Source organism: Archangium gephyra, from assembly GCF_042230915.1.
Lineage (GTDB): Bacteria > Myxococcota > Myxococcia > Myxococcales > Myxococcaceae > Archangium > Archangium gephyra_B.
In genome coordinates this window covers 8,285,471-8,303,134 of the sequence record NZ_CP102578.1, presented here as the reverse complement: position 1 = coordinate 8,303,134, position 17,664 = coordinate 8,285,471, and the positions used below count along the sequence as shown (strand labels likewise).

Below are 17,664 nucleotides of genomic sequence, written 5' to 3'. Positions count from 1 at the left end.
AGGTGTGTGCCCACTGGAGTCCAATAGTTTTCCCCGTAGTCCCTCGACTTGTCACAGCGTTGGGTAACTCCGGGCCCTTGCGCGGCGGCGGGCCCCGGGGTTGCAAGAGCCCCCACGCAAGGTGTGGCTGGTGATCGCGCGGGAGGTGCGTGCGCTCGCCGGTCCGGGGAGGCTGCGATGTTGGGATTGCGCTGGATGTGCGTGGCCGCGTGCCTGATGGCTCTGGCGGGGGCGGGCTGCGATCGGCCGTCGTCGCATCGGGCTCCGTCGGGGCTGGGAGCGTCACCGGAGAAGCTGGAGTTCGGTCTCGCCGCGGTGGGTGTGCCCAAGACGATGAAGGTGCGGCTGTCCAACCGGGGCCGCGCGCCGTTCATGGTGCACGGGGCGCGGGCCACCCTGCCCAACGTGGAGGTGGCGCCCTTCGACTCCTTCGAGCTGAAGGCCGGCGGTGAGCGCGAGGTGGAGGTGCGCTTCACGGCGGACGTGGAGGGCGCGGTGGCGGGCATGCTGGAGGTGCTCACCGACGCCGACAACGTGGGCAAGGAGGGCGTGGCCAAGCTCGGCCTGGATGGGCAGGGCGTGAAGGCGTGGGTGGAGGTGCCGGTGCGCACCCTCGACTTCGGCAACGTGGAGCTGGGCCACGTGGAGCTGCGCGAGCTGGTGGTGCGCAACCCCACCAAGGTGGAGAGCCCGGTGCGCGTGTCCTTCGACGGGTCGGACGCGGACCAGTTCGGCTCCAGCGAGGCGGGGGCGCCTTTCGTGTTGCAGCCGGGCGAGGAGCGCCGGCTGCCGCTGTCCTTCAATCCGACGCGGCTGGGCGCGGCCATGGTGCAGCTGCGCGTGGGGGTGGAGTGCCCCACGTGCGAGCCCACCGTGGTGAGCCTGTCGGGCACGGGCATCGCCACGCTGCTGGAGGTGACGCCGCTGCGGGTGGACTTCGGCCGCGTGGCGCTGGGGGCCACGGCCGAGGAGCGCGTCATCGTACGCAACCTGGGCTCCGAGCCCATGGCGTACGGCGGGGTGAAGCTGCTGGACAACGCGAGCAACGCCTTCCGCGTGGTGAGCGCGCCGCCGATGGTGGGGGGCGTGCTCGCCGCGGGCGCGGTGGCGGAGATCCGCGTGGCCTTCACGCCCACCACGGTGGGCCCCGTGCGCGAGGCGCGGCTGGAGCTGGACGTGCGGCCCATGGGCACCACGAAGCCCGGGCCCAAGGTGTCGCTGCGGGGCGAGGGCGGCAACTCGTGCGTGGTGCTGCAGCCGGATCCGCTCGACTTCGGCGTGGTGGCCGAGGGCATGAGCGCCACCCGGGACGTGCAGGTCATCAACCGCTGCCGCAACGACGTGCTGCTGAGTGAGGTGAAGCTCGCCACGAAGAAGGGCGGCTACTTCCTGCTGGCGACGGCGCCCTCCAGCCTGCCCATCTCCGCGGGCCAATCCGCCAACGTGCCCATCACCTTCATGCCGCGCGCTGGCGTGGGGGCGGGGGAGGCGGAGCTGTCGGCGAAGATCCTCAACGGGACCAGCTCCTCCACCGAGGTGGTGAAGGTGGTGGGCGCGGGCAAGGTGTTCTCGCCGTGCAAGTACGAGCTGGACCCGCCCGCGGTGGAGTTCGGCAACGTGCCGGTGGGCTCCGAGGTGACGCTCGGTGCGTCGGTGCGCAACGTCGGCGGCTCCGAGTGCTTCCTGACGGGGATGCAGGTGGCCGGCGGCTCGGATGACGCCTTCCGGGCGGACGCGCTCGGCAACCAGGTGCTGCTGCCGGGGCAGCGGGCCCGGCTGCTGGTGCGCTTCAAGCCGGGGGCGGAAGGGGAATTCTCCGGCATGGCGGAGGGCTGGGTGAACCACGCCAGCGCCGGCCACGTGTTGGTGCCGCTGCACGGCAAGGGCGTGCAGGGCTGCTTCTCGGTGCAGCCCACCACCCTGGACTTCGGCACCGTCCGGCTCACCTGCGGTCCGCGCGAGCGCGAGCTCCTCGTCTACAACGACTGCCCCGGTCCCACCACGCTCATGGGCCTGGGCCTCGAGGGCGATGCCGCCGACTTCAAGCTGGCGCACGGCTTGACCTTCCCGGCGGTGCTCCCGGCCAAGAGCAGGGCCTCCATGAAGGTGACGTACGATCCGGTGAGCGACGGCGACGACGCGGCCGCGCTCCGGTTCGACCTGGGCTCGGGCACTCCCTACACGGTGGGCCTGGTGGGCAAGGCGGTGCTCAAGAACGAGCAGACGGACGTCTTCATCCAGCAGGCGCAGGCCAAGGTGGACGTGCTCTTCGTGGTGGACAACTCGGGCTCGATGATGGACGAGCAGCAGAGCCTGGGCGCGAACTTCTCCGCCTTCCTCTCGCACGCGGCCTCGGCGGGGGTGGACTACCACATCGCCGTCACCACCACGGGCCTGGAGCGCTCCTCGGGTGGCTGGGCGGTGTGCCCGGGTGGCGCCGAGGGCGGTGAGAACGGCCGCTTCTTCCCCGTCGACAACTCGGCGCCCCGCATCATCTCGCCCACCACGCCCGCGGCCGATGCCGTCTTCGCGCGCAACACCAACGTGGGCGTGTGCCACTGGAACGAGCAGGGCCTGGAGGCCATGTACCGCGCCCTGACGGCTCCCATCGTGTTCGACGTGGATGACCCGCGCACGCCGCTGGCCATGGACGGCAACGCCGGCTTCCTGCGCGAGGACGCCAAGCTGGCCATCATCGCCGTCACCGACGAGGAGGACTTCTCGCCGCAGCCGGTGTCCGCCTACGAGACGTTCCTGCTGGGCCTCAAGGCCGGGGATCGCTCCAAGGTCATCTTCTCCGCCATCGCCGGGCCGGCCGACCTGACGTCCTGCCCGCGCGCCAGCAGCTCCGGTGCCCGCTACATCCAGCTGGCCAATGCCACCGGCGGCGTGGTGGAGAGCATCTGCACGCCCAACTGGGCCGCCTCGCTGGAGCGCATCTCGGAGAATGCCTTCGGCCCCAACCGCACCTTCAAGCTCAGCGAGACGCCCGCGGACGCCACGCGCATCGTGGTGCGCGTGGATGGCGTGGTGGTGCCGGACGGCTGGGCGTACGACGCGGGCACCAACTCCGTCGTCTTCGACGGGGACAAGGCTCCGCCGCCCGGTTCCACCGTGGAGATCACCTACCCGGTGGGCTGCTAGCACTGGGAGTGTGATGGGCCGGAGAGGGGCGCTCCTCGGGGGGGCGCCCCTTTTCCTTTTTGACACACTGCGCGGTCATCCCACTCGACAGGACGAAAAGGGCGGGGCAGGGTGGTAGGTACGATGCCTCCAGAATCGCTCCTGGTTGCCGGTGTGGGAGACATCCATGGCCGTTTCCGCCGCGTGGAGGCATGGCTCGACGCGTTGGCGGAGGCGCGAGGCCGCCCGGTGGACATGGTGCTGGCCGTGGGAGACGTGGAGGCCTTCCGGCACGCGGATGACCACCGGCGCAAGGCGGCCAAGCGCGCCATGCCCGCCGAGTTCGCCGAGTACGCGGACGGCGTCCGGGAGATGAAGCGGCCGCTGTACTTCATCGGCGGCAACAACGAGGACTTCGAGGCGCTGCACGACGCGCCGGAGGGCCTGCAGCTCGCGCCGAACGTGCACTACCTGGGGCGAGCGGGCCTGAAGGAACTGCACGGGCTGCGGGTGGGGTACCTGTCGGGCATCCACGCGCCGCGCTTCTACGAGCAGCCGCTGAAGCGGCCGCGCTCGCTGGATACGGCGAAGCAGGCCGGGTACTTCCGCGCGCCCGAGGTGGAGAAGGTGGCGGCGCTGCGGGACATGGATGTGCTGCTGGTGCACGAGTGGCCGAGGGGCCTGCCGCAGCGGGCGCAGGAGCGGGAGGTGCCGCCGCCGGGCCGGACGCTGCCGTCGTACTGGATTGGAAACCCTATCACCCGGCGGCTGGTGGAGTCGGTGCACCCGAAGTGGGTGCTGTGCGGGCACTCGCACCGGGCGTTCGCGGTGACGCTCGGGGGCAACGCGGCCCGGCCGCAGACGCGCGTGGCGTGCATGGACCAGGCGGCGCGGCCCGAGGAGGCGGTGTTCTGGATGGAGTTCCGGGGCCGCGAGGTGGTGTGCGCCGGGTGGGGCATCACCGGCGAGGTGTCGTGGCGGGCTGGGCAGCCGTGGGGCCTGAACGTGCTGCCGGCGCCCCCCGAGCCCGAGCCCCTGGGCACGGGGTACTGACGGGCGGTATGACGCATCCGAAGGCGAGTCCGTGGCCGCGCGAGTACCTGCACTCGTTTCAGCGCAAGCCGTCCTTCCGTTTCGCCGCGCTCACGTGGGGCTCGCGGGGGGACGTGCAGCCCTTCGTGTCGCTCGGAGCGGAGCTCGTGCGCCGGGGCCACCGCGTCGTGCTCGCGGCGAGGGCGCCCTTCCGCTCGTTCGTCGAGGAGCACGGGCTCGGCTTCTTCGAGCTGGAGGAAGACGGGACCGAGGAGCTGATGCACTCCCTCGCGAGCAGCGATGGGGGGCCGGACGGGGTGAAGCTCTTCGTGACGTGGCAGCGGCGCATGGTGCCGTCACAGTTCCGGCAGTTCTGGAAGGCGGCCGAGGGGGCCGACGTCCTCCTCAACAACGCCGCCTTCACGGGCCCCGCGCTCCACGTCGCCGAGCGGCGCGGCGTGCCCATCTTCCAGGCGTTCTTCGATCCAGGCTTCATCCCGACGCGGCGCTACTGCGTCTCCGACAACCGCATCCACGAGGGGAATGCGCTGCGCAATGTCGCCACGACGCGCCTGAAGAACCTCGCCAGCGGGCTGTTCACGTGGGACCTGGTGAACGCGTGGCGGAGGGAGCACCGCCTGCCGATAGACCTGCTCGGTGAGACGCACCGCCCCGGGCTGCTCTTCCGGTTGCCGGTGCTGGTGGCGTGGAGCCGGGAGCTGGTGGAGCGGCCCGATGACTGGCCGGAGTGGTTCGCGCAGACCGGACGGTAGCGCCTGCCCTCGCAGCAGCAGCCCGGGGAGCGGTTGAAGGACTTCATGGCCGCCGGAGCACCGCCCGTCTACATCGGGTTCGGGAGCTGGGGCGTGCACGACAAGACGGCGGTGACGGACCTGCTGCTCGAGGCCCTGCGCGTCACGGGCCATCGGGGAGTGCTGCACCGCAACACCGTGGACGGGCGGAGTACGTTCCCGGCGGACGTGTACGTGGACGACAACCTGCCGCGCGATTGGCTCTTTCCCCGGGTGAAGGCGGTGGTGCACCACGGAGGGGCGGGGACGACGGGAGCGGTGGCCACGGCGGGAGTGCCCTCGGTGATCGTCCCGGCCTTCTTCGCGCAGGAGGTGTGGGGGGACATCGTGCGCCGCAAGGGCATCGGGACGATGCTGTCACGGCGCGAGCTGAGCGTGGACACCCTGGCCGCGGCGCTCCGGGAGGTGGCCTGTCCGCACGTGGCCGAGCGCGCCAGGGCCCTGGGAGCCCGTGCCAGCAACGAGGGGGCCGAGGTGCTCGCCGCGGACGAGATCGAGCGGCGCTTGAAGGAAGCACGCGGGTGAGCAGCGAGACAGCTTCTTCTCGGCCACTCTTCCCATCCTGCGGCCATGGGACGTTCCCTGGCGGTTGTCGCCGTCCGGGCCTGGACTCCGGCTCCATCAGGCCGAGGACTCGGGCGAGTGCTACGTGACGGGCTACGGCGGCTTCGGACCCCTGGCGGACAGGTTTCCGGAGGATCCGTGGAGGCTGGATCACCACTGCATCCGGATGGATTTCATCCATGGACGCTGGTCGCGCGCTTCTGTCCGGCCTACGAGGAGCGCGAGCCGATCCGCGAAGCCGATTACGGCTGGAGCCAGGTGCCCTTTCATGGCCCCGTGCTGGATGGCGAGGCCTACCTACGCGACTTCCCGAGGGCCTGGCGCGAGAACAAGAGTTGCCCGAGGTCTGGCGCCTACGAGGTCCTCGGCTCGCCATGGCTGACGGAGACCGGAGCGGCGAAATGGGCGTACAGACATTTCCTCCTAGTGGGACTGGAGGTCTATGTCGAGGTCCTGGCGAAGGATTGGAAATGGTCCGTCGGCACCGTGACGAGCGCGAGCTGGTAAGTCGATTGGATGGACTACAGAAGCGGCAGCCGAGGAAAATTGTTGGTTTTTGGCAGTGCCTAGTCTTGTGATTTCGGTGAGAGCGGCTCAGTATGAGTATTGTATGAAGTGTCGAGTTTATTGAGATGGTTTTCTAGTGCCGCCATTTCTTGATCAGCGTGCAATGATTTCGTGGGTGTTGCTTTAAGCAAGAGGGCTCGTGATTTTTTGAGTGTCGTTATTGAGTCGTCCGAAATTCTAAATTTGCGTGCATTTAAAAGAATGTGGGTGGTGAGCGCTCGAATGCGCAGTCCCACTTGCATCATTTGGCGCCAGCGTGCGTAATCGCGACTGCGTAGGAATGGGATCCGCAGTGTTCTGAGTATGCTGTTGGTGAGTTCCTCCCAGGAATCCGCACATTCTTTTCTGGCTTTGCTGGATGCACGTACAAATGCTGAGGCGCACGCACTGAGTAACTCCAGATCCACAGGTGCATAGAAGTTTTGAGGTGTCCCTGCTTTCCCTTCTGCCGTGCGTGGCGCGAGTCTCTCCATGAGAACCTCGCTCCACAGTCGGAGAGTAGTGTTACTCAGAAGCAGCCCTTTTTGCTCAAGCAATTTAAGAAGCTCTTCATCCGTCGAACTGGCACACGCTCCTTCTAGTGGCCCGCCTAGTTCACGGGCGAGTTTTCGGAATTCTTGAAAGCTCATATCGCCAGTCCATCGCTTCTCCAACTCAGCGAAGAAAGCAAGTCTCCTCGCGTGAATTGATTCGTTTTCTCCTTGATTGTTCGCCTCGACACGGACGTTTGATACCCAACCTGCGAGCACTATACGTTGTTCCTGTTCCGAGAGCGTGCGGAGTGCTTCGGCTACTTGAGGGATCGAGAGAGTGCGCTCATTGATGCAGCGCCAAAGTGCTCCTACGCCAAGCGCGCGTAAGAGCGGCAGTGGACTAGAGAAAAGCTGCGTTATAAGGGCTGGGTTATAATGAAGTAGTTGGTCGACGAGCGCATTCATTACAACGCCGATCACTGCGTGTGCCTCTCGTGAGATAGGAGCAGCATCGTCATCGAGAACTTCTGATGGAAGTGCTCGACGGATCTCCTCTATGACCTGTGATGCGAGCGGTCGGGATGATTCCGCTAGAATTTGTGCTGCGTAGAGGACGCCAAAGGATCCAAGATGATATATCCTTAAATGGAAGTTTTCTAGCCGATCTAGTAGTGTTTCAAATGGTTGTCGTAGTAGGCCCGGGATGGCCAAGGCATCGTTTTGGATGTCAACCCCACGTGTTCCGAGTGGAGGAGCTTTCGTTGGTGCATTCACGAGATAGTTGTGAAGCCGATCGCGCAATGGTTCACCTCCCTTAGTCCGAAGGAGTTGCTTTAGCTCTTGTGTTTCCGGCAGGCGGGCAAGCCACTCAGCAAAGGGTGACCAAGCTTCGGCAAAGCCAGCTTCGTTGAGTCCGGGATCGAGGAGAGCTTGGATGTAGCTCTCTGCTTTTGTTAATAAGTCTGGTGTAAAGAAAAAGTCTAAATCGGTCGAAGTTCCAGTTGCGAGACCGTTGTTGCATAGGTGGTGCAGTAGCGAGTCTTCATCAAAGAATGCAAGTAGTGGCTTTCCAAGAAGTGTTGCAAAAAAGCGGGAAAATACAGGGTTTATACGAGGCAATGCGCTGTCGGCAGGTTGTTTGGTGCGGGTGTTGTAGATTTCCTCGCACACTGCTTCGTCTACTGTAGGGGGCTGGGCTGCTCGCAGTGCAAGCACGTAACGGCCGACTTGGTCCAGCACGTCGCTCGGGATAGGAGTTACGAGCAATGGCTCTTTCTTGGTTGCTCCTTGGAGCGAATTTGAGAGGTGGAAGCCGTGCTCTATTTGCCCTGACTGATCAAAAAGAAGCAGATATCGATCGTGGAAGAGTTCAGATTTCCCTCCGCGCTTGCTGCGAAGATCCAGGAGTTGGAAGTCCATTTTGTCGAGGAACGGTGAGAGCCGCTCGCATTCCTGCCGTAGCCGGAGTGGGCGGGGTAGTCTCGTGGGACTGTTGGCTTCGCCTGTGCTGAAGGCATCATCTTTCGAAGGCACTTGGGTGTTGGTGAGAACCTCGCACGTAAAGTGAGTCTCGCCCATGCGAACGAAGAGCTCGAGCCCTACTGTGTCGAAGTAAGGATCCATAAGCATAAGCTTGCTCCCGACTTGCACAGAGGAGCTGAGCTCTCGAAACCATTCGAACATTCCGAGTTTCCCTGACTCCTGTGATTCTGGATCCCACCCCTTTGGGAAGAATCGAGCGCCAGACCGAGCAGGAAATAGTTTCTCTGTAAGGCGACGCATTCCGTTGTCGGAGTCAACCCATGATTCTCCCATGAGCGGAATTCCCATGGAGTTCGTCCGTGCCTGACGAACTTGGCGCATCTGTCTGGCACGACCTGCAGCAGGGCTGTTTTCAAGAGCCGAGAGCCAAGGTGCGCGGAGTTCGGCCTGCATTGTCACAAGTCTGGATTGAAGGTTCACTTGCCTCATGTATGGAATACCATGTTCATGCCAGAGTTCCCAATTTAGCTCAGAAGCGTCACGCTTCCAGATGGTGACAAGAACACCATCAGTCTCAATGGGAGCAGGAAATGTCAGTGTGGTCGGTTCTGCAACCACTTCCTGAATGGTATCCATCGAAATGGCTGTACCAGTGTAGAGGCGGCAGCGGACGAGGAGGTTGGTACCAACGGGAACTGGGCTAAACTGCAAATCGACGAGTGCTTCCGTTTTCGTCAAGCGTACAGTTGCGCGAGGCTGCTCAAACTCAGCGGGGGAAGGCAGTGAAAACCAGTCGATATTGCCTAGGCGTCCGCTGTCTCCTGCTGTGAACGCGAGTCCTGTTTCGTCTTGTAGATAGGAGAGTGTCGTCCGAAGTAACAGCTCACCGTTGGGCAGCATCTGGCTTCCCTGACTCCAGAGGCCGCTCTTGTCCGTGCGGAACAGGGATGCGCAAAGCGTTAATGTCCCTGACATGGGACTCATGAGGCCGTGCTTGGTGCTTAAGTAGAGTTCATAGATCCCTTCGGTTTGGTGAAAATGCGGTGGCACTTGTTGAAAGTCACCAGCATCGAGCCGTAGGGATCTTCCGCGACGAGGGATGGGGAGTCCTACTGCTGTGCTGGCTTCCTCAAGCGGTGTATTCGTTAGTAGTTTGTCGACCAACTCAAGAAGTTTCTCCACTGGCCGGGTTAAAAGGAGGAGTGTTGATCGGAATCGATGGTCTTCGCTGAGTGATGTCCAATTTTGGCTGTGTTTTGAAAGCCATTCCTGGGCAGTCAAAGACTGGATAGGGATGAGCCAGCCATATACGAGGCGGAAATCAGTGGTTCCGCTGGCTTCGATTTCGAGAAGGTAGAGGCCTAGGGCGTAGGGCGCGTCTGCAGGGCCCATCCTACGATCAGCCAATAGTGCATGAAGGGAACTGGTTGGCTGCGATGTGGTCATGGTGAGGATACCGGGAATGGAGATATATAGATTGTGGACAGGGTCTTTGACTTCTCGTGGTTGATGCACCCCTCCACCTCAGACCGAACACATTCAACGATTGAGATGCAGGCGAAAATCTATACGAACCAGGATGATGGTATAGGTGGGGAGTAATGCCTTGCTTAGAGATCCTAAGAAAACCGTTTTGACAGCAATCGCGCCGTCATGCTCGTCGGCCGCCCATCCGGTTTTGTTAGGATCTCTTGGAAGTGTATATCAAATAGACGCTCAGAACTGCCCGGAGAACATCACGCCGCCGAGGCCACCGGACACGTTCATCGACATGCGCGCGGCTCGCGACTGGGACTGCGACTCCTCCTGGCGGCCGTGGAGCAGCAGGGGCATGCCCACGCCGAAGACGGTGCCCGCGGCCGCGCCCACCAGCACGTCCGTGAGGTAGTGCCTGTCCGCGCCCATGCGCAGCAGCCCGATCGAGGCCGCCGCCGGCAGACCCACCGCCCAGATGAGCCAGCGGTTCTTGTACCCGCGCAGCTCCGACACCGTGCCCGCCGCCGTGACGAGCGCGAAGGCCATGTTGGTGTGCCCGCTGTAGAAGGACAGGTTGTTGTCGGTGGGGTGCTTGGTGCCGCCCTTCTGGTCCTCGGGCAGCACGTGGACGAAGGGGCGCTCGCGGCCCACCGAGAACTTCACCACCTGGTTTACCAACGCGGCCACCGCCACCGACTCGATGATGATGGTGGCGTCCTGCGCGTAGTAGCGCAGCGGCGCGCCGCTCCCCGAGGCCACCAGGTACTGCGCCCCGAGCACGCCCACCGGGAGCACGCCGAATCCCCCGATGTTGCTCCACAGGTCCCAGCGCTCGCGCCCCTCGAGCGTGTCCGCCGCCATGCCCCGGCCCCACCGGTCCACCGCGTTGAGGGTGTCCGACCCCTCCGCCGAGCGGTCGCACCAGCGGCAGCTCTTCGGGGCGAGGTCCTTCTTGAAGACGGCCTCGCTCCCAATCCAGAGCAGCCCGGCCACGCTGGTGATGACCCCCTCGCGCGTCCAGTTGAAGTCGAGCGCCTGGACCGTGGGGGCGTCTGACGCCTGCCGGGCCGCCGAGGGCAGGGCCTCGGTGGGAACGGGGGAGGAGGCGGCCAGGGAAGCGAGCGCTAGAAAACACAGAGCGGTTGGCATGTCGGCGAGCATAAATAGGCCCCCCGCCCCGTTCTACACTCCACGCCCCCGTATGACCGATTCTCGCCGTACCCTCCAGGTCTTCCCCGACAATGGTCGCCGTCTGGCCGCCCTGCGCGCGGCCCGCGGCCATGCGGGACTCGTGCGTGGAGACGCCTACCTCACCTGGGAGGGCTTCCTCGAGGCCCTCGGGGGGGCGCGTGAGCTGGGCCGCCGCCCGTGCCCGCCGCTCGTGGCGCGCACCGTGGTGGCCTCGCTCGCCCAGGGACTCGGGGACACGCCCTTCGGCGACTACGTGCACGAGCCCGCCTTCGCCCGCGCCTCGCTGGAGGTGCTGTTGGACCTCAAGGCCGGCCGGCTCACCCCGCGCGAGCTGCAGGACGCGCTGGAGGTGCTGCCTCCCGAGCGGCGCAACCGGGCCCGGATGCTCGCCCTGCTGCACCACGCCTACGAGCAGAAGATGGCCGAGCTGGCCCTGGCGGACCGCGAGGACGTGGTGCGCGGCGCACGCGAGGCCCTGGAGCGTCAGGCCTGGCCCTCGGCCTGGGAGGACGTGGGCAGCATCGTGCTGCACGGCATCTACGACGTGCGGCCCTCGGGGCTGGAACTGCTGATGGCCCTGGCAGCCGCCTGCGACGCGCGCCGGGTGGGCATGCGGGTGGAGACGCCGGTGGGCGGCTCGCCGGTGGCCGACGCGGCCCTGGCGGCCCTCTTCCGCGCCTTCGAGAACCGCGGCGAGGCGCTGCCCCACGTGGACCTCTTCAAGGCGGACGTCACCTTCGAGTCCCGCCCCATGGTGGAGCTCGGCCGCCACCTCTTCTCGCCCCGCTCGGCGAAGGACGTGCTGAAGGACGCGGTGGAGGGCCTGCGGATGTGGAGCGCGGGCTCGGCCCGGGACGAGGCCCGGCTCATCGCCCGGGACGTGCGCCGCAAGGTGTCGGACGGGGTGCCTCCAGGGAGCATCGCCGTGGCGTGGCGCGACCTGGGGCCCGAGGCCCGCTGGGTGGCGGACGCGCTCGGCGAGCTGGGGGTTCCCGTGCGCCTGCCCTGGGGCGAGCCGCTCGCGCTGGCCGGCCCGGTGCGTCTGGCGTTGGACCTGCCGCTGCTGGTGGAGGACGGCTTCCCCGCCGAGCGCGTGGCCGAGCTGGTCTCCAGCCGCTACGCGCCCGCGCTCTCCCGGGGCGCGCCCGAGGCACCGGCGACGCTGCTCACGCTCGCGGCCGTGCGGGACGATCGGCTGGGCGCGACGCGGGGCAAGGGCGCGTACGATTTGCGCCTGGAGGCCCTGGCCAGGCGGCTGGATCCGTTGCCGGACCAGGTGCGCCCGAAGGAGCAGCGGCGCGCCCATGGGGCCCGCGTGCTGCGCGAGCGGTGCCTCTTCCTGCTGGAGTCCTGCCGCCGCATTCCGGAGCAGGGGCGGGCCTCGGAGCTGCTCGCCGCGTGGTGGCAGGTGGTGCGGCGGTTGGGATTGCTGGACTCGGAGGGGCCGCTGGAGGCCGCCTCGGACGACGGCCTGGGGGCGCTCGCGCTGGATGCCCGGGCCCGGGACGATGCCGCGCGGGCGGCGCTTACCCAGCGGGTGCGTGAGCTGGAGCGGACGCTCGCGGCGGTGGGTGGCGGGCCCCGGCTGAAGCGGCGCACCTTCGGCCGCTGGCTGCAGGACGTGATGCGGGACGTGCACCTGCCCGCGCGCGGGCCCGCGACGGGCGCCGTGGAGGTGCTGGACGTCCAGGAGCTGGAGGGACGCACCTTCGCCCATGTCTTCATCGGGGGGCTCGCCGAGGGCCGCTTCCCCGGCCGCGAGGAGACCAACCCGCTGCTGGGTGACACCGAGCGCATCGCCCTCAACAAGCACCTGGGCCGGGACATCTTCCGCCTCACGGGCGGCGAGTTCGAGGACCGCGCGCCCTGGCGCCTCACCGAGGACCGGCTGCTGTTCGCCAGCGTCCTGGCCTCCGCCGGGGAGACGGTGAGCCTGTCCTTCGCGGTGGAGGGGCAGGGGGGCCAGGAGCAGGCGCCGTCCGCCTTCCTGGAGGAGGTGCGGCGGTTGACGGGGGCCACGTGGGAGGCGCGCTCGCTGCCGGCCATCGCGCCGCTCGACGAGGTGCTCACCGAGGCGGAGCTGCGCCAGCGCGTGGTGCTCGAGTCGCTCGCGCTCCCGAGGCTGCGCGTCTCCACGCCGGATCCCGCCCGGAACGTGCTCGCGCGGCACTTCGAGGGCACGCCGTGGCTCGACGCGGCGAAGGAGATGGTGCAGGTGGAGATCGAGCGCCTGCACTTCTTCGGGGACACGCGCAAGCGCGCGGGCCGCTACACCGGCGCGGTGGAGGATCCGGCCCTGGGCGAGGCGATTCGCGACGCGTTCCGCTTCGACAAGGAGCGGCCGTTGTCGGCCTCGGCGTTGGCGCGCTTCGGCAACTGCGGCTTCCAGGGGTTCCTGTCCTACGGACTCAAGGTGCCCGAGCCGGAGCAGCCGGGCGAGGAGTTCGACCGCCGGGGGCAGGGCGTCTTCTGGCACCGGGTGCTGGAGGAGTTCTTCAAGCGGCTCAAGGAGCGCAAGCTGCTGGGCGTGGGCCTGGAGCAGCTCCCGGAGACACTGCTGGACTCGGTGCTGGAGGAGGTGCGGGAGCACTTCGAGAAGCGCCACTACGTGGGCCACCCGGCGCTGTGGCGCCTGGCGGGCGAGCGTGCGAAGAACATGGTGCGCCGCATCCTCATGGACGAGCGGCGCGGCCTGCCCTTCGAGCGGTTCGAGCCGGCGAATTTCGAGCTGCGCTTCGGGCCTCGCAACCCGCAGGAGGGGTGGAACGAGGTGACGCTGCAGGTGGGCGAGGACGTCATCCACTTCGAGGGCACCATCGACCGGCTGGACATGTCGGGCGGCGAGGTGGGCGTCATCGACTACAAGTCCGGCAAGCTGTCGAAGTCGGAGCTGAAGAAGAAGCTGCTCGACTCGGACTTCCAGCTGCCGCTGTACCTGTACGCGGCACGGGCGAGCGGCCACCAGAACACGAGCCAGGCCGCGTGGTTCTCGCTGCGCACCGGAGAGGTCATCTACCTGTCCGAGGTGCTGGAGAAGGACGCCATCGAGCTGGAGGAGTTGCTGTCCACCGAGCCGCAGGTGCGGGCGCGGATGGCGGCGGAGGCGAAACCCAACCTGGCCAACGCGGTGGAGGCGCTGGTGAACACCGTGAGGGCGGGGCAGTTCGCCATGAGACCGAAGGACTGCGGCAGCTGCGGCTATCGCGCCGTGTGCCGCATCACCGAGCGGCGGCTCGTGGAAGAGGAGGGTGCCCATGAGTAGGACCTTCCACCTGGCGCTGGAGAAGAACCTCGCCCTGATGGCGGGTGCCGGCGCGGGCAAGACGTACAGCCTGGTGACGATGACGCTGCACCTGCTGGCCGGGGCGCGCGAGGGGGCCAAACCCCTGCGTCCCTCGCGGCTGTGCATGGTGACGTTCACCGACAAGGCCGCCGCGGAGATGCGCGCGCGTGTCCGGGCGCGCCTGGATGCGCTCGTGCAGGCCGAGCCGAAGGCCGTGCTGGAGCCGGAGCTGCGGGCCTCGCTCGAGCGGCTCGGTCAGCCCTTCCCCACGAAGGACGCCTGGCGGGCCCTGCGCGAGGAGCTGGGCTCGGCCTCGGTGGGCACCTTCCACTCGCTGTGCGGCCAGTTGCTGCGCCGGGCGCCCCCGGGCTCGGGGGTGGATGCGTCCTTCGAGGTGCTCGACGAGCTGGAGGCCCGCACGCTCGTGCTGGACGTGTGCGAGCGCGTGGTGCTGGACGCGCTGGAGGCCGGTGACGCGGGGGTGCGCGAGCTGTGCCAGGAGCTGACGTTCTCGGGCTCGGACTTCACCGAGGGCCTGGTGTCCTCGCTGTCCGCCACCTACGGCAAGCTGCGCGAGGAGGGCCTGCGCGCGGCCGAGGCCCGCATCTCCAGCGCGGACGAGATGCGTGGCGGCTTCGAGGCGCTCGTCGAGCGCTGCCGGGGCCTGTGCGCCACCGTGAGCGAGCTGGACAAGAAGGGCGAGTGGCGTGAACTCCGCGAGAAGCTGGAGACGGCGCTGGACGGCCTCACGCCGGAGAACTGCTTCGAGCCCGAGCGGTTGCCCTCACTCAAGGCGGCCTTCCTCGAGGACGGACGCGACGTGCGCCGGCTGAAGAAGGAGCCGGGCAACTCGATGAAGGAGCTGTACTGGGCCTTCTTCGGGAAGAGCGACGGCTCGGTGATGCGGCTGGAGGACGCGTACGCCGGGTGGCGCACCGCGCCCTTCGAGGCCTCGTTCCGCGCGCTGCTCTCGCAGGTGGAGGCGCGCCACGAGGAGGAGTTCGCCCGGCGCAACGCCCTGGACTTCACCGCGCTGCTGGTGAAGACGCGCGACTTGCTGAGGGACATCCCGGACTACCGCCGCCAGGTGCAGGAGCGCCTGGGTGCGCTGATGGTGGACGAGTTCCAGGACACCAACCGCCTGCAGCTCGAGCTGGTGCTGTTGCTGGCCGAGAAGCGTGACGGAGGCCCGCGCCCGGTGCGTCCGAACGAGAGCCTGGTGGATGCGCTCCCGTTGGAGCCCGCCTTCCTGTGCGCGGTGGGAGACCGCAAGCAGTCCATCTACGAGTTCCGCGGCGCCGACGTGTCCGTCTTCGAGGTGCTGGCGAAGAAGATCGAGTCCGAGGGCGGCGTGCGGGACTTCCTCCAGCACAACCGGCGCTCAGTGCCGCCGCTGCTCGACTTCTTCAACTACGCCTTCGCGGGCGTGCTGGTGGGAGGCGAGGGTGGGGCGCGCCCGTACGAGGTGGTGTACGTCCCGGAGGAGGACGACCTCGCGGCGGTGCGCCCGGAGCGGGTGCCCGCGCCGGTGGTGGAGCGGCTCGTGCTGGACGACGAGGAGCTGTCCACGGGCGAGCTGCGCGCGGCGGACGCGGAGTCGGTGGCGAAGCGGCTGAAGGTGATGCTGGCTCCGGGAGCGGAGCCGCTGGTGGAGCGCGAGGACAAGGAGGGCGTGCGTCCGGTGCGTGGCGGGGACGTGGCCATGCTCTTCCGGACCTTCACGCACCTGGAGGTGTACCGGCAGGCGCTCATCCGCCACGGCATTCCGCACCGGGTGCTGCGCGGCCGTGGCTTCTACGGCGCGCAGGAGGTGCTGGACCTGGCCTCGCTGCTGTCGCTGCTGGCGGACCCCGACGACGCACTGGCCTTCGCGGCGGTGCTGCGCTCGCCGCTGGTGGGGCTGTCGGACGCCTCGCTCTTCCGGCTCGCCGGGCCCGAGGGCCTGTCGTTGCCCGCCGTGGAGCGTGGAGGCTCCTCCTCGCTGGAGGGGTTGCCCGAGGGCGAGCGAACGCGGCTGGAGCGCTTCCTCGCGGCGCTACCGGCGTTGCGCAGCGAGAGGGATCGGCTCGGCGTGCGTGCGCTGCTGCTGGCCTCGATGGAGGTGACGGGCTATCGCGAGGCCCTGGCGGGCACGCCGTATGCGGAGCAGGCGAGCGCCAACGTGGAGAAGCTGCTCGCGCTGGCGGGCCGGCGTGACGAGCGTGGCACGGGCGGTTGCGTCACCTTCGCCCGCGAGCTGCAGCGGCTGGCCAACGAGGAGCCCACGGAGGCGCAGGCGGATCTGCTGGAAGCGGGAGACCCGCGCGCGGTGCAGCTGCTCACCATCCACCGGGCCAAGGGCCTGGAGTGGCCGGTGGTGGTGGTGCCGGCGCTCGGCAGCCTGCGGCGCTTCACCAGTGGACGGGCCCTCTTCGAACGCACCCATGGCCTGTGCCTGCGGCCGTGGCTGCCGGACAGCTTGGACAAGTACCGCTCCCCCCGCTACGACCAGGTGAAGGACGAGCTGAGGCGGCGCGAGACGGCCGAGTACCGGCGCGTGCTGTACGTCGCGCTCACCCGGGCCCGGGACCGGCTCATCCTCTCCGGAGGCGAGGAGCGCGGCGCGTCCGACTCGTGGTGGTGTCTGCTCGACGAGCGGCTGGGAGAAGACACGCGGCTGCGCGGGCTCGTCGAGGACCTGGACGTGGAGACGTTGCCCGCGCCGCCGGAGCTGGACGAGCCGGAGGCCGTGGACCCGTCGGAGCAGGAGGCCCGCGTCGAGGCGGCGTTGCAGCGGGTGCACGAGGTTCCGGCACTGGCCACGCCCGAGGTGGCGGCGGTGGGGACCGAGGCCGTGCAGGATTTCATGGTGTGTCCGCGCCGCTACCGCTACGTGCACCAACTCGGGCTGCGTGCGGAGGGAGCGCCCTGGGAGACACCGCCGCGCGTGTCCCCGCTGTACATCGAGCGGGAGGCGTGGGGCGCACCGGCGCTGAGTGCCTCGGACCGGGTGCTGGCGCTGCTGCGGGTGGTGGACTTCCGTCTCGCCGGCACTCCGGCGCCCGAGCGGCGGGGCCGCCTGGAGGCGCTGGTGCGCGAGGTGGGCTGGGACGTGGGGGAGGACGGAGTGGAGGAAGCGCTCGCCACGGTGGAGCGCTTCCTGGGCACCGCGTTCGCCCGCCGTCTGGCCACCGTTCCCGCCTCGAGCGTGCATCGCGCGTTGCCCTTCGTGCTGTCGCTGCCGGGGGATGCACCGGCGGCGCTCGAGGGCGAGGTGGACCTCCTGTGGCAGACGCCCGCGGGCGAGGCGCGGGTGGTGGTCTTCAAGCCGGGCAAGCGCTCGCCTCGGGGCGTGGAAGCGCATGCCGAGTCGCTGGCGGCGGTGCTGCTGGCCTCGCGGCGGTTGGTACGCGAGGGCGTGCCGGTGGAGGTGGGGGTGGCCTTCCTGGGCGAGGACGTGCCGGAGCCAGAGTTCCCCGCGCCGGCCGTGGACATGCAGGCCATCACCGAGCGCCTGCGGGAAGCGGCTCGGGGGCTGGTGGAGGCGGACGTGCGGGGCCGCTGGCCGGGCCGGGAACCGTCGGTGTGCCAGACGCTTGCCTGTGGTTATGCCGGCCATTGCCATTCCGGCACTTCCCTCTCCAAGCCGGTGACGGGCCGTGGGGAAGCGTGCTAAGCGGGC

Annotated in this window: 9 protein-coding genes; 7 read left to right on the top strand and 2 right to left on the bottom strand. The window is 67.7% G+C overall.

Translation table 11 applies throughout. The features are described from left to right. Nucleotides 1-177: 177 nt before the first annotated feature. The 5 genes from NR798_RS32440 to NR798_RS32420 all read left to right on the top strand — a co-directional run bounded on the left by NR798_RS32440 (nt 178) and on the right by NR798_RS32420 (nt 6,038). Nucleotides 178-3,144 (top strand): choice-of-anchor D domain-containing protein, encoded by a 2,967-nt coding sequence (locus NR798_RS32440; protein WP_375766397.1) that lies wholly within the window; start codon nt 178-180, stop codon nt 3,142-3,144. Nucleotides 3,145-3,297: 153 nt separating this feature from the next. After that, on the top strand, nt 3,298-4,176 hold the full coding sequence (locus NR798_RS32435; protein ID WP_375766396.1) for a metallophosphoesterase: 879 nt from the start codon (nt 3,298-3,300) through the stop codon (nt 4,174-4,176). A gap of 8 nt (nt 4,177-4,184) precedes the next feature. Next, nucleotides 4,185-4,928: a glycosyltransferase gene (locus NR798_RS32430; protein WP_375766395.1), complete on the top strand. Its 744-nt coding sequence runs from the start codon at nt 4,185-4,187 to the stop codon at nt 4,926-4,928. A gap of 45 nt (nt 4,929-4,973) precedes the next feature. Next, nucleotides 4,974-5,492: a glycosyltransferase gene (locus NR798_RS32425; RefSeq protein ID WP_375766394.1), complete on the top strand. Its 519-nt coding sequence runs from the start codon at nt 4,974-4,976 to the stop codon at nt 5,490-5,492. A 177-nt stretch (nt 5,493-5,669) separates the two neighbouring features. Beyond that, entirely contained in the window at nt 5,670-6,038 is a 369-nt protein-coding gene (locus tag NR798_RS32420; protein WP_375766393.1) for a hypothetical protein, read from the top strand. Between the two features lie 59 nt (nt 6,039-6,097). Here NR798_RS32420 and NR798_RS32415 read toward each other — a convergent pair whose 3' ends face one another. Both NR798_RS32415 and NR798_RS32410 read right to left on the bottom strand, forming a co-directional pair. Next, nucleotides 6,098-9,445: a VPA1262 family protein gene (locus NR798_RS32415; protein WP_375766392.1), complete on the bottom strand. Its 3,348-nt coding sequence runs from the start codon at nt 9,443-9,445 to the stop codon at nt 6,098-6,100. A gap of 324 nt (nt 9,446-9,769) precedes the next feature. Next, a complete protein-coding gene (locus NR798_RS32410) occupies nt 9,770-10,678 on the bottom strand; it encodes a phosphatase PAP2 family protein (RefSeq protein ID WP_375766391.1) in 909 nt (302 codons plus the stop codon). Nucleotides 10,679-10,730: 52 nt separating this feature from the next. Here NR798_RS32410 and NR798_RS32405 point away from each other — a divergent pair, with 52 nt between their 5' ends. Continuing rightward, nucleotides 10,731-13,982, top strand: coding sequence for a PD-(D/E)XK nuclease family protein (locus tag NR798_RS32405; RefSeq protein ID WP_375766390.1), 3,252 nt, complete (start codon nt 10,731-10,733; stop codon nt 13,980-13,982). Further along, the gene (locus NR798_RS32400) at nt 13,975-17,658 is read left to right on the top strand and encodes a UvrD-helicase domain-containing protein (protein ID WP_375766389.1); all 3,684 of its coding nucleotides are present in this window, start codon (nt 13,975-13,977) and stop codon (nt 17,656-17,658) included. Before NR798_RS32405 ends, NR798_RS32400 begins: the two co-directional genes overlap by 8 nt. Nucleotides 17,659-17,664 lie beyond the last annotated feature (6 nt).